The 13,710-nt window shown below is 44.4% G+C and carries 12 protein-coding genes; all 12 read left to right on the forward strand.

Annotated elements, in window-relative coordinates:
* Positions 1-20: 20 nt before the first annotated feature.
* The 12 genes from B4V02_RS07480 (at position 21) to B4V02_RS07530 (ending at position 13,622) form a co-directional block, all read left to right on the forward strand.
* The gene (locus B4V02_RS07480) at positions 21-464 is read left to right on the forward strand and encodes a molybdenum cofactor biosynthesis protein MoaE (protein WP_007431438.1); all 444 of its coding nucleotides are present in this window, start codon (positions 21-23) and stop codon (positions 462-464) included.
* A complete protein-coding gene (gene moaD / locus B4V02_RS07485; protein ID WP_007431437.1) occupies positions 457-690 on the forward strand; it encodes a molybdopterin converting factor subunit 1 in 234 nt (77 codons plus the stop codon). The genes B4V02_RS07480 and moaD overlap by 8 nt, the downstream gene beginning before the upstream one ends.
* Positions 691-727: 37 nt before the next feature.
* Positions 728-1,744 (forward strand): GTP 3',8-cyclase MoaA, encoded by a 1,017-nt coding sequence (moaA, locus tag B4V02_RS07490; RefSeq protein WP_094154319.1) that lies wholly within the window; start codon positions 728-730, stop codon positions 1,742-1,744.
* A gap of 591 nt (positions 1,745-2,335) precedes the next feature.
* Positions 2,336-3,169 carry a BglG family transcription antiterminator LicT gene (gene licT, locus B4V02_RS07495; RefSeq protein WP_007431435.1) on the forward strand — a complete coding sequence of 278 codons (834 nt, stop codon included), beginning with the start codon at positions 2,336-2,338 and terminating at the stop codon, positions 3,167-3,169.
* A gap of 110 nt (positions 3,170-3,279) precedes the next feature.
* Positions 3,280-5,193 carry a beta-glucoside-specific PTS transporter subunit IIABC gene (locus tag B4V02_RS07500; RefSeq protein ID WP_094154320.1) on the forward strand — a complete coding sequence of 638 codons (1,914 nt, stop codon included), beginning with the start codon at positions 3,280-3,282 and terminating at the stop codon, positions 5,191-5,193.
* Positions 5,194-5,302: 109 nt separating this feature from the next.
* Positions 5,303-6,760, forward strand: coding sequence for a glycoside hydrolase family 1 protein (locus B4V02_RS07505; protein WP_094154321.1), 1,458 nt, complete (start codon positions 5,303-5,305; stop codon positions 6,758-6,760).
* Positions 6,761-7,055: 295 nt separating this feature from the next.
* Positions 7,056-7,217 (forward strand): hypothetical protein, encoded by a 162-nt coding sequence (locus B4V02_RS25850; protein WP_157739722.1) that lies wholly within the window; start codon positions 7,056-7,058, stop codon positions 7,215-7,217.
* A 195-nt stretch (positions 7,218-7,412) separates the two neighbouring features.
* Positions 7,413-8,375, forward strand: coding sequence for a helix-turn-helix domain-containing protein (locus B4V02_RS07510; protein WP_094154322.1), 963 nt, complete (start codon positions 7,413-7,415; stop codon positions 8,373-8,375).
* A gap of 109 nt (positions 8,376-8,484) precedes the next feature.
* On the forward strand, positions 8,485-9,702 hold the full coding sequence (locus B4V02_RS07515) for an MFS transporter (protein ID WP_094154323.1): 1,218 nt from the start codon (positions 8,485-8,487) through the stop codon (positions 9,700-9,702).
* Between the two features lie 339 nt (positions 9,703-10,041).
* Positions 10,042-11,052: an ABC transporter permease gene (locus B4V02_RS07520; protein WP_010345167.1), complete on the forward strand. Its 1,011-nt coding sequence runs from the start codon at positions 10,042-10,044 to the stop codon at positions 11,050-11,052.
* Positions 11,053-11,087: 35 nt separating this feature from the next.
* Positions 11,088-11,996, forward strand: coding sequence for an ABC transporter permease (locus tag B4V02_RS07525; RefSeq protein WP_094154324.1), 909 nt, complete (start codon positions 11,088-11,090; stop codon positions 11,994-11,996).
* A gap of 33 nt (positions 11,997-12,029) precedes the next feature.
* Positions 12,030-13,622, forward strand: coding sequence for an ABC transporter substrate-binding protein (locus B4V02_RS07530; RefSeq protein ID WP_094154325.1), 1,593 nt, complete (start codon positions 12,030-12,032; stop codon positions 13,620-13,622).
* Positions 13,623-13,710: the final 88 nt, after the last annotated feature.

Here is a 13,710-nt window from a genome sequence, read left to right on the forward strand (position 1 = left end):
GTGGCTGGAAGGTGGAAAAGATGAGTGTTTTTGAAATCGTGACTGAGCCTATTGTTCCGCAGACTTATGCGGATTATGTCCTAAGGCCGGAAGCGGGAGCGGTGACCATGTTTACAGGGCACGTCCGGGAGTGGACCGAAGGTGTGCGAACCTTATACCTCGCTTATGAGGCCTATGTACCCATGGCTCAAAAAAAGCTCGCGGAAATTGGTCGCGAAATCGAAGAAAAATGGATAGGGACCAAAGTGGCCATTGCACACCGGATTGGCGAGCTTCAAATCGGTGATATTGCCGTTGTCATCGCTGTTTCTTCACCACATCGCTCGGATGCGTATGAGGCGAATGAATATGCGATCGAACGAATCAAAGAAATAGTCCCTATATGGAAACAAGAGATTTGGGAAGATGGAACGCAGTGGATCGGAAATCAGAGGAAAAAGCCGAAGGAGATCATTTATGATTAAGCTGTACTATTTTGCAGGACTCCGTGAGGTGACGGGAAAAGCTGAAGAGATGGCAGATTTGGCAGGCCAAACTGTAGGCGACTTATACAATTGGATAACAGATCAATATCCGGCTGTGCCAATCAGTTCTGTACGAATTGCGTTAAACGAGGAGTATGCGTTGTCCACGGATGTGGTGCAGGATGGAGACGTTGTAGCCTTTATTCCGCCAGTCAGCGGCGGCTAATGATAACGATGCTAAACAACCAGAAAGGAGGGGGCGTATGAATTTTCATCCACTGAAAGACATGTTGCAGCGGCCGATTCGTGACCTGCGTATATCGGTTACGGACCGCTGCAATTTCCGCTGTTCCTATTGCATGCCCAAAGAAATTTTCGGTGACGATTACGCCTTTCTTCCCCAAAATGAATGTCTGTCGTTTGAAGAGATCCATCGGCTGACGAAGCTCTTTGTATCCCTGGGTGTAAAAAAAATCCGACTCACGGGCGGCGAACCATTAATGCGCAGGAATCTATCCGACCTGGTCTCCCAAATCCTGTCCATTGACGGAGTGGAAGATGTCGGCTTGACCACCAACGGTGTGCTGCTAGGACAGCAGGCTAAGCCTCTCTATGACGCGGGACTACGACGGCTTAATGTCAGTCTGGATGCTCTGGACCCCGAGCTGTTTGGGCGGTTGAATGGGCGGGGGATTAAGCCTGATTTTATTTTGAAGCAGATCGAATATGCAAGAGAAATCGGCTTTGAAATCAAGATCAATATGGTAGTCCAAAAAGGTGTGAATGACTCGGAGATTTTGCCGATGGCTGCTTATTTTAAGGAGCAGGGAATAACCCTTCGCTTTATCGAGTTTATGGATGTAGGGAATGACAACGGATGGAGCTTCAAGAGGGTACTGACAAAAAAGGAAATATTTGAACGACTTAAGAATATGTACGAGTTGGAGCCGGTGGATCAGGATTACTTTGGAGAAGTAGCAAAGCGTTATCGTTATAAAGACAGCGATGCACAGCTTGGCTTTATTACTTCGGTTTCTGAATCGTTTTGTTCGTCCTGCACACGTGCCCGCTTATCGTGCGATGGCAAGTTTTATACGTGCTTGTTTGCTTCAGGCGGATTCGATCTGCGCCAGATGCTTCGTAATGGAGCGAATGACCAGGAACTACTTGATGTGATTACTTCAGTGTGGGAACAACGCACAGACCGGTATTCCGATGAACGTACTGAACAGACAGCAAAAAATAGAAAAAAGATTAACATGTCCTACATTGGCGGTTAACATTTTATACCAGAAAAAATGTGTCGTTTTAGTTGTGATCGTCCCAGAAAAGAAAGCGCAAACATTTTTGTTGGCAAAGCTTAAATTAAGTGTTATTATGATCTTGGGATTGTTACTGAAAAGGCAAAACCCGAGGCATGGAATTCATATTTCCATGTGTTGGGTTTTGCCTTTTCTTTTAGAATACTAAGCTTTGCGATATCCTGCACGATATGAATATTTGGCCCAGCCATAACGCAGAAAGGTGAGTGATGTTGAGCCTTACAAGTGCTAGCAACAAAGATGATGACGTCGACCAACGAAGCGACAGCTGAGAAATGATGCAGGACGTGGTTAACCGACTAATATCCATTTTTACAATACCGGAATATCAGATCGGTTTGGGAGCACTCAAGATCATTCATGGAAAACGTAAGGCTTTTTGTCTCTTGATATGAATGCGTTTTCATAACATGGAGTTGTAAATCGTCACCTTTCCATTTTGGTTTACGACGAAGGTTTGATCGGCTATTACCGTCTTGTGACCTATCTGAAATTTCGCCCAGCATCTAAATCCTTTTTTTAATGATTGTGGGATAAGGGGGCAGTAAGATGATCATAACGAAGATATTTAATAATAACGCCATAATAGCCAAAGATTCAAAAAGGGATGAATTTGTTGTTATGGGCCGCGGTATTGCATTCAAAAAGAGTGCAGGAGAGCAAGTAGAAGAGCATTTAATCGAAAAGGTGTTCGTGCTTAAACAAAAAGATGCTTCAGAGAAATTTAAATTATTGTTAGAGGATGTTCCTACAGAATATGTTTCGTTATGTTATGACATCATTGAATATGGAAAAAGTATATTAGAAGCACAATTGAGCGATTATATATATGTGTCGCTTACGGATCACATGAACAATGCATTTAAAATGTTTGATGAAGGGCTTAAAAATACAAATCCATTAATTTGGGAAATCAAAAAATTTTATCCCAAAGAATTCGGGGTTGGATTAAAAGCACTGGACTTTATTGAAGATGAGACGGGCAAACGATTGTCAGAAGATGAAGCAGGTAATATAGCTCTTCATTTAATCAATGCTCAAGTAAACAGCTCCTACAATAAGGTAGCAGATGTTGCACAGCAAACTCAAAAAATACAGGATATCTTGAATATTATTAAATACTCTTATAACACTACCCTGGATGAGCACTCGATCGGTTATGAGCGATTTGTTACACATCTAAGATTCTTCTTTCAGCGATTAAATAAAAAAGAAAAAACAGAACTGGAAGACGATTTTCTGTGGAGACAAGTGAAAGCAAAGTATAAAAAGGCCCACGGCTGTATGCTGAAGATCGAGAAATACTTGAATACGGTATTGTCGGATGAGGAAAAGCTGTATATCACGATTCATATTCAGCGGCTGACCCAAAGACAAAATTAAATAACACTTGGATTGTTACTGGTAATGCAGGCGAAACCAACCTAGATCGAATTCGATCTGTTTGGTTTCGCCTTTTTATAAATACCAATACAGCTAAAGGGGAACTTACGATGAAGTATGAGACATTAGCAAAAGACATCATCCAAAATGTCGGTGGCAAAGAAAATGTGAATAGTCTAACTCATTGTATTACACGTTTGCGTTTCAAACTAAAAGATGAAAGTAAAGCCAATACAGAGGTTTTGAAAAATATGGATGGGGTTGTCACGGTAGTAAAAAGCGGTGGACAATACCAGGTTGTTATAGGCAACCATGTACCTGAGGTGTATGCAGATGTGGCCGCTATAGGCGGTTTCCAGGCAGGTTCTTCGGAAGAAGCATCTAATGAAAAGGTGAGCTTGTTTAATAAATTTATCGATACCATTTCAGGGGTATTTACACCAACGCTTGGTGTTCTGAGTGCCACAGGTATGATTAAGGGATTTACTGCCTTATTTGTAGCTTTGGGCTGGCTCACTAACACATCAGGTACTTATCAAATTCTCAATGCTTTAGGAGATTGCTTATTTTACTTTTTCCCTATTTTCCTGGGATACACGTCAGCTAAAAAGTTCAATGCCAATATTTTTATAGGCATGGCCATCGGGGCATCGCTTGTTTATCCAACATTTAGCGCGATAACAGCAACAGGCAAACCGCTATACACTTTATTTAGCGGTACTATATTTGAGTCACCGGTATATATCACCTTCTTGGGTATTCCGGTAATTCTGATGAGCTATGCGTCAACCGTTCTTCCGATTATCATATCCACCTATGTAGGCTCAAAAATAGAAAATTTCTTTAAAAGGGTAATTCCTAGTGTAGTAAGAACATTTTTAGTTCCATTTTTCACCTTGTTAGTTATTGTACCATTAGCACTGATTGTGATTGGCCCGCTCTCGACTTGGGCAGGTCAACTGCTGGGGGCAGGCACTCTCTTTGTGTATAACTTAAGTCCGATTATTGAAGGTATACTCATGGGCGCTTTCTGGCAAGTATTTGTTATCTTCGGATTACACTGGGGACTTGTTCCTATCGCGCTTAACAACTTGGCAGTGCTCAAATTCGACCCGATCCTGGCTGCGACGCTTGGAGCTTCCTTTGCCCAGACGGGTGTCGTACTGGCGATTTTGTTTAAAACTAAAAACGCAAAATTAAGATCTCTTTCCATTCCAGCAGTCATTTCGGGGATTTTTGGTGTTACAGAGCCCGCGATTTACGGGATTACATTGCCACGCAAGAAACCATTTATTTTAAGCTGTATAGGGGCTGCAGTAGGTGGCGGTATTATAGGAGCGATGGGAACGAAAGGGTATATCTTGGGTGGCTTGGGTATTTTCGCCATTCCAAGTTATATCAGCCCTACAGGAATGGACAGAGGATTTTATGGAGCGGTTATTGGTATCCTGGTAAGTTTTGTGTTAGGCTTCCTGCTGATGTTCTTTGGCGGATTTAAAGATGATGAAGTAAAAGAGACCAAGAAGGAGGATCGTACAACAGGAGGAGCACAAGGAGAAGTTTTAGTAAAACAAGAGACAGTTATCAGCCCGTTAAAGGGTGAAGTGAAGCCTTTATCTGAAGTAACTGACGAAGCCTTCTCGACAGGTGCTCTTGGTAAAGGAGTTGCCATTGAGCCTTCCGAAGGCAAGGTTGTTGCACCAGTAGATGGCGTATTAACCTCATTATTTTCGTCAGGCCATGCGATCGGAATTACAAGTGATCACGGTGTTGAGGTCCTCATCCATGTAGGCAAGGATACGGTCAAATTAAAAGGCCAACATTTTTATCCTAAAGTAAAACAGGGGGATGCTGTTAAAAAAGGACAGCTGCTCATGGAGTTTGATATGGAGGCTATTAAAGAGGCAGGTTATGTTTTGACCACACCTGTTATCGTTGCCAATACGGCGAATTATCTGGATGTCATTGAAACCGAGAAAAAGTCGGTTGAGTATCAAGAGGATCTGTTGACCGTCGTGGTCTGATCCTAATATGTGGGAAAAAGCTTTCTGATCATGTGCTTAGGCTTCCAACGGGCCTTTGTACGAAGCCGGAGGGAGCCTGGGCAACAAAAAACTGAGGAGGAATTAAATCATGAAAAATACAACGCATATAGTGTTTCCGCAAGGCTTTTTGTGGGGAGGGGCAACGGCCGCCAACCAATTTGAAGGTGGGTACAATGAAGAAGGTAAAGGATTAAGCACCGCTGATGTGATAACAGCCGGAACGCATACAACCTCACGAAGAATTACACCTGTACTGGAAGAAGGAGTGAACTATCCGAGTCACGAGGCGATTGACTTTTTCCACCGCTATCAAGAGGATATCCGCTTATTTGCGGAAATGGGATTCAAGGTTTTTAGAATGTCCATTGCGTGGTCAAGAATATTTCCTAACGGAGATGATGCGGAGCCGAATGAGCAAGGCCTTCAGTTCTATGATCGTGTATTTGCAGAATTGAAAAAGTACAATATTGAGCCTTTGGTTACGATTTCCCATTATGAAGCACCGTTTCATTTAACTCAAAAATATAATGGCTGGTCAGATCGCAGAGTCGTAGATTTCTATGTGAGATATTGTGAAGTGCTTTTTAACAGATACAAAGATGTCGTGAAATACTGGTTAACCTTTAATGAAATCAATATTTTAACCTTGTCCTTTGGCGCGTTCATGGCTGGAGCTATGATGCCGGAGGGGAATGGAGAGCTTGCCCATGCAACGGTGAAGGATGAGCAGGTCCTGTATCAAGCTTTGCATCATCAATTTATTGCCAGTGCCAAGGCAGTAAAGCTGGGGCATGAAATCAACAAGGACTTTAAAATCGGCTGTATGATTGCTTATATGTGCTCCTATCCGCTTACATGTCACCCTGATGATGTGCTGCTGGCCCAGCAAAAGGATAACATGAGTAATTTCCTATGCTCAGATGTTCAAGTCAGAGGAGCTTATCCGGGATTTGCCAAGCGTTATTTTAGAGATCATAACATTCAGATCAACATGCAAGAAGAGGATGAGAACATCTTAAAAGAAGGTCGTGTAGATTTCTATACTTTCAGTTATTATTCGTCTACTTGTGTCAGTGCCGATCCCAACCAGGAGAAGGTGGGGGGAAATTTATCCATGGGCTTAAAGAATCCACATTTGAAAGCAAGCGCCTGGGATTGGCAGATTGATCCACAGGGATTAAGATGGTCTCTCAATAACATTTATAACCGATATGAAATCCCGTTAATGGTTGTTGAAAATGGTCTTGGCGCCGTGGATACAGTGGAAGAAGATGGCTCCATTAACGATGATTATCGCATTGATTATCTGAAGCAACACATTGAGCAGATGAAAGAGGCCATTGCTGATGGAGTGGAATTAATAGGCTATACTCCGTGGGGATGTATTGACCTGGTAAGCGCAGGAACCGGGGAAATGAAAAAGCGTTATGGCTTCATTTATGTCGATAAGGATAATGAAGGCAACGGTACACTTGCCAGATCCAGAAAGAAGAGCTTCCATTGGTATAAGAACGTGATAGAAACGAATGGAGAACAGTTGGATTAAAAAAATATATACAGCCAGCGCGTGCCGACCCCAAATCGGTACGCGCTTGAAAGAGGCAATTCAAGATGGCGTGGATCTCATGTGATTGCTTCCAATGGTGAATATTTAAGTTATTAAGGTTTCTTATATATCCTTTGTTTTCAATCTTTTGGGCTCCTGAACATTCAGGAGCTTTTTTGTTGCCTATAGTCATTAATGGTCTTTATTGTATGTTCATTTTCAAAGTAGCATGTGTAAAAGGTGGAGGAGAACATCAGTAACTGGGTGTTTATTTGTTATTAGAGCAAGCAATCTATTGAATGCAGAAAAGTATCTGGAAAACGGAGTAGGCGGAATGGTGCTGTACAAGCGAAGCGGTCGCTTTGTCCCCGGATTTCTACCGATAAAAGAATTTATTCCAGAAATCCGGGGGCGGTGGCGATGGGAAGCACCATCCGACTGCGCAGTGGCTCAATAGGTAACTTTTAAGTGACGCTTACTAAATAGTCCGAACGGAAGGGAACGGCTTTTGTATATGAGCAGATTAAGGGAAATCAACGGTTTCGAATTACTCCAATAAGTCTGGTCAAATCGTGCATATTCAGCTATGATTATTGATAATGATTCTCATTTGTGGGATTAGGTTGAATGAATACATTTGAGGTGAATGCTTGTGATATCAAATTCATTATCATTAATCTACCAGCGCTATTTGGAAAAAACTCCGTTTAAGCAACAGAATGAACATACCTATATGATTTTACCGGAAGCGGGCCATGGGCATATTTATCGGGTTACAACCTACAGCGGAATTGAAATTGTGTATTCACATATTCAATACTATGATCCATACCCGACTCAGTTTGCTTCCAGTGGACAAATGATTGAACTTCAATTTGCGCTTTCCGGTCAACGCCATGTCAATGTAGATGGTCTGGAATATACGCTCCCGATAGGACGGGGGGCACTTATTTTTTTGCAGGATTTTAAAGCACATTTTCAGCCTCCGGTTCATGAGCAATACACATCATTTGCACTCGGCATCCCTGTCTCGTTATATAATTATGCAGCCACGCAGTTGATGGCTCGTCAGCAGGCAGCCATTGAATTTGATCAAATTATTAAGGGAGCTGCATTTCGTCATTTTAGTTTTGAACTGGATCACAGAAGCAAAGTGATGATTGAGCATTTGATAAAAGATCTGAAAAGTGTGCATAGATCCCCTTTATTAATGGAGGCAGCGGCATTAGAGATATTCAACAGGTATATGATTCAATTATTTGATTTAACCCCCATACCTGAAGGGTTGTCCAAAGAAGATGTCAGAAAGCTGCACCTGGCCCGGCAAATCCTTGAATCCAGCATGATTGATCCTCCCTCACTAATCGCATTATCCAGAAAAGTTGGCCTTAACGACTTTAAATTAAAAAAAGGATTCAAAGCGTGCTTTGGGACTACTGTATTTGAATATTTGCGCCAGATTCGTTTGGATTACGCGATGAAGCTGCTACGAAGTCAAGAAAGCAATGTGACAGAAGCTGCGATGGCTGTAGGATATAGCAATGTGAGTGCATTTTCGGAGCAATTTTTCCGTGAATACGGAGTGAAGCCGTCGGCAATAAAGAAAGTATTTTAAAATTAAAATCCGTTTAACCGCAGATTCATCCGTGTACAGGCAGTGGGCTTGTGATATGCCCCTTATACTTCTGCATAAAGAGATATTGAATGCAGAGGAGTGCATGAGGATGAATAGAATCAAAGGGAGTATCTTTTTCAGTGTATTTGTGGCCATGCTAGGGCTAATGCTCATTGCTCCGATTATGCCACCCCTTATTCGTGAGTTGGGTTTAAGAGAAAGCCATTCCGGATTAATTATATCGCTTGGTTCCATAACGATGGCCTTAATGGCTCCAGTATGGGGAAATCTGAGTGATGCAAAGGGACGCAAGCCTGTGATCCTGCTTGGTTTCATAGGGATGTGTGTAAGCTGCTTGCTGTTTACGCTTACTCTTTTTGGTGGATTACATGGATGGCTCAATGGTGGGCTGCTCTTAGTTCTGCTGATTGTTACACGCGGCTTGATAGGAGGCTTTATCCCGGCGGTGCTGTCATCGTCTCAAGCCTATATGGGGGATGTAACGGAGGGAGAAGAGCGCGGGAGTGGTATGGCTATTATTAGTGCAGCTAATGGGCTTGGGCTGGTATTTGGCCCCGCGATTGCAGGTGCCTTTACTTTAATAGGGCTGCTATGGCCCTTATATTTTGGAATTGTCATTGCCGCTGTTGCATTCGTGGTGTCTCTGCTGGCGATTCCGGCTGCCAAACCCGTTATTCAGCAAAAACCAGCTCGGATTAACCCTTTCCAGCCTGGCCTAAGAATATATTTGCTTGCAGGCTTGGTTACGATGATTAGCATTGTGACTATTCAGGTTATAGGTGGTTTTTATTTTCAAGATCAATTAGATCTTACATCCGAAGAAACGGCAAGAGTAGTTTCTTTTGGGCTCATGTTTTCCGGGGCAGCGATGCTGATTGTGCAGATTATCCAGATGAAATGGCTTAAATGGCAGCCGAAGCCGATGATTTTGCTTGGTTCTCTGTTCCTGATTACGGGCATGGGACTATTTCTGATTTCAACCAGCTTGGCCGTTTACTATGCAGCGTTCTTTATGTTTGGTATAGGTACAGGCTTGCTGATGCCCGGATTTATGGCCGGTGCCTCTCTTTCGGTCAGTAAGGAACAGCAAGGGGGAGCCGCAGGTCTGGTAGCAGCGGTACAGGGAATTTCCGCGATCATTGCTCCTATTTTGACGACCACCCTGTATCGGGTAGACAAATATATTCCCTTTGTGCTTATAGCGGTTTTGGTAGCTGCTATGGCTATCATGATGTTGGGAGTAAGAAAAGGAAAAGGTATGATTAGTTATAAGGAATTTCAGGAAAATCAGCAGGAAGTGGAATGAGGAGAGAATTAAGTATATAAGAGTTTGACTATTTCATATTTGATAAAGGCCCTTTGTCCTGTTGGATGAGGGTCTTTGTGCATTTTATATACAACCATATGAAAATGCTATACTGCTTTACTGTAATGTTGTCATGTTTTTTTGATTTTTTTCATTAATACATAACATTTAAATAACATAATGAGTTGCTTTAGTGCGCAAACGACAAAAATCGCTACTATTTTTAGCTGTTCAGGACGTGGAACCTAGCTCTCCTCCTTAGTACAATTATTCAAAATAACAACTAGTGAGAAGAAACGTGACAGGAAGAAAGGGATTAAGAGCAAAGGGGGACAGGCTGTGGCCGTTTACACACTACGTAGATTGATTCAAATGATTCCGGCACTGCTTGGTATTGTCGTCATCACATTCATGATCTCGAGAGTGCTTCCGGGTGATCCTGCCGTGATGCTTGCGGGGGAACAGGCTACACCTGAGACGATTGAAAATATTCGCACCAGCATGGGGCTGGATCAGCCCAAGTACATTCAATTCTTTCATTATGTAGTCGGATTGCTCCATGGCGATCTGGGTCAGGCTTATCACACCGGGCAATCGGTGGCAAGTGACTTTGCTACCCGGTTTCCGGCAACTATCGAGCTGGCATTGGCGAGTTTGATCATTGCGATCCTGGTGGCAATCCCGATCGGCATCCTGGCGGCGACCCGCAAAGAATCGATAGTTGACCACATTTCACGTGTGTTTTCCTTAATCGGTGCATGCATGCCTATCTTCTGGATCGGACTGTTGTTCATTTATATTTTTTATGCCAAATGGGGGATAGCTCCAGCGCCAATGGGCCGGATTAGTGGAGACATCAATCCTCCCACGCACATTACAGGGTTTTATGTGCTCGACAGCTTGATGACGGGTGATTTTGTAGCTTTAAAAAGCAGCTTGTCCCATTTGCTCCTGCCCGCAATCTGCCTCAGTACAGGCACCATGGCGATTGTGGCACGGATGATGCGTTCCAGCATGCTGGAAGTCATCGGCCAGGATTTTGTCCGTACAGCCAGAGCTAAAGGTTTGCGTGAAGGGATTGTCATTTACAAGCACGCACTCATTAACGCTTTTATTCCAACGCTTACTGTACTTGGTTTGCAGGTGGGGTACCTGATTGGTGGAGCGGTTATTACCGAAACAATCTTTACCTGGCCAGGGGTGGGCAGCTATGTGACGGATTCCATTTTAGCGGCTGACTACGCCCCGATACAAGCATTTACCCTCGTAAGTGCGCTGATTTACAGCTTTATCAACCTCGGAGTTGATCTGATTTACGGATTAATTGACCCACGTATCCGGTACGAATGATGACATGAAGCACGAAAAGTAGGGGAGGTACTCGGATGAGCACTGCAAGTGATTTGGCGGCAAAGGCGGCTGTGCCTCAGCCCAACACAGCCGCTATACCGAAAAGAAAGACCTTTTGGCGTTTGTTGTTTGGCAACAAGCTCGCTTTAATCGGCTTTATCTTTATTGTGGGATGGACGCTCGTCGCCATCCTCTCATCATGGATCGTTCCACATGATCCTTATGTAACCGACCCGGCGAACAAGCTGTTGCCGCCAAGTGCGGAGCATTGGTTTGGAACTGATAATTACGGACGTGACATTCTTAGCCGTGTGATTTACGGGGCGAGAATCAGTATTTGGACAGGGATGATCGCCGTGTCGATCTCGTTCATTATCGGCGTACCGCTTGGAGCAGTCGCCGGGTTCTATGGCGGTCGAATGGGCAGTCTTATTATGCGCTGCATGGATATCCTGCTTGCTTTCCCTTCGCTGGTGCTCGCCATGGCGATTGCCGCAGCCATGGGACCAGGTCTGATGAGTGCACTCATCGCTGTGGGCATTGTGGGTATCCCCGAATTCGCCAGACTGATTCACGGACAAACCATCTCTCTTCGGGAAAAGGAGTTTGTGGAGGCCAGCCGGGCGATCGGTGTAACGAACGGAACGATCTTGTTTCGCCACATTTTGCCGAATGCACTTGCTCCGCTGCTTGTGAATGCCACCCTTGGGATGGGCTTCGCCATTCTGACCTCTGCCAGTCTTAGCTTTCTGGGACTTGGTGTCAAGCCCCCGATTGCTGAGTGGGGAGCGATGATTTCAGAAGGGCGGGCGTATATCATTTCCGGTGAGTGGTGGATTGTAACCTTCCCGGGTCTTGGAATTGCGACAGCTATTTTGGGCTTCAATTTGCTTGGAGACGGTTTGCGGGATGTTCTTGATCCTAGACTGCGCTCTAGCAAATAAAATAATAGATCATCAAAGGGGAGAACGTAAGCCATGTTGAAAAAAAGTCTTTCTCTAATTGTCGTCTTGTCTACGTTGCTTTGGACGGCAGGCTGCGCAAGCAATGCCAATAGCCCGTCCGCTTCATCCGGCGAGAAAGGCGCAGAAGCTTCAGCCCCGCCAAAGGCGATTACGCTTGCCTACTCGGAGGGAGGGTCGACCATGGACCCTGCTGAAGCAAGTGATCTTACATCCGATACACTTGTGCTTGCGCTCTATGACCAGCTTGTCACCTACGGCAAGAAGTCTACGGACAGCGGCGAAGTCGCAGATACGGAGACAATCAAGCCCATGCTGGCTGAGAAATGGGACGTTTCCGCTGATAACATGACCTATACAATGCATCTGCGTAAAGACGTTAAATTCCATAGCGGCAACCCGCTGACCGCCAACTCTGTGTTGTATTCCTTTGAGCGGCTCAAAAATTCCGATTCCGGCAGCTTTCTTTACGGCATGAGCTCTATCAAAACCGCTACTGCACTGGATGAGCACACCGTTGTCATTACCTTGTCCCAGCCTAATCATATGTTCCTGCAAATTCTGTCCTTGTACAACTTCTCTATCGTGGATGACGTGCTTGTCAAAGAAAAGGGCGATGGCGACTTTTTGAAAACAAATGCAGCAGGCTCTGGTCCGTTCAAGCTTGAAAAATGGGACCCGGCGACAGAAGCCGTCTTTAATGCCAATTCCAGCTACTGGCAAGGTGCGCCAAGTCTGAGCAAAGTCACGATGAAGTTTACCAAGGAAGCCTCTAACCGTGTGCTCCTGCTGGATAAAGGCGATGTCGACATGGCCATTGAAATTCCTGCCAAGGACGTAGCGAAGCTGGAAAGTAATTCCGAGCTGAAGGTTCAATCCAACGCAAGTAACCGGATTTTGTATTTTGCCATGAACAACAAAATAAAGCCTTTTAATAACCCGAAAGTGCGTCAGGCGATCTCTTATGCTATTCCTTATGACCAATTAATCGACGATGTCATGTACGGTCAAGCGAAGCAAATGAAGAGTTCCGTAGCGAGCAACACGCCGGGCTACACCGATGCAGGCTACAGCTATAAGCATGATCTGAACAAAGCAAAACAATTGCTAGCTGAAGCAGGCTACCCGAATGGCTTTAGCTTTGATTTGACCCTGGGCTCCGGCTTCCAGGACTGGGCGGATGATGCCGTGTTGATTCAGGCTGAACTTGCCAAAATCGGTGTAAAAATGAACGTTGTCAACGTTGCTCGTGCACAATTTCTTGAACAACAAAGAGAAGGCAACCTGACATCATACATCTCCAAATGGACCTCCTTCGTCAATGACCCAGGCTACCATCTTGGCTTCCTGATGTACAGCGGCGGTTCCTCGAACTATATGCATTACGCCAATCCGGAAGTGGATAAGCTGTGGGAGCAAGCAGGCAAAGAGCAGGATGGAAATAAACGAAAAGAGCTGTATGGCAAAGCGCAAGAGCTTATCAATCAAGATTCCCCTTGGGCGTATCTGTATGAATACAATCGGGTTGTCGGCATGAGCAAGAACATCACAGGATATGTGTACTACCCGGATGAAGTTATTCGATTCTATTCATTGAAAAAAGAGTAGGTTGCTCATCTTACCTGGATGCCTTCGGTTGATTACAGCCGAAGGCTATCATTTTACATCTGAAGTAGACTGCTATTTCGGGGTGGGA

Source organism: Paenibacillus kribbensis (assembly GCF_002240415.1).
GTDB classification, from domain to species: Bacteria; Bacillota; Bacilli; order Paenibacillales; family Paenibacillaceae; genus Paenibacillus; species Paenibacillus kribbensis.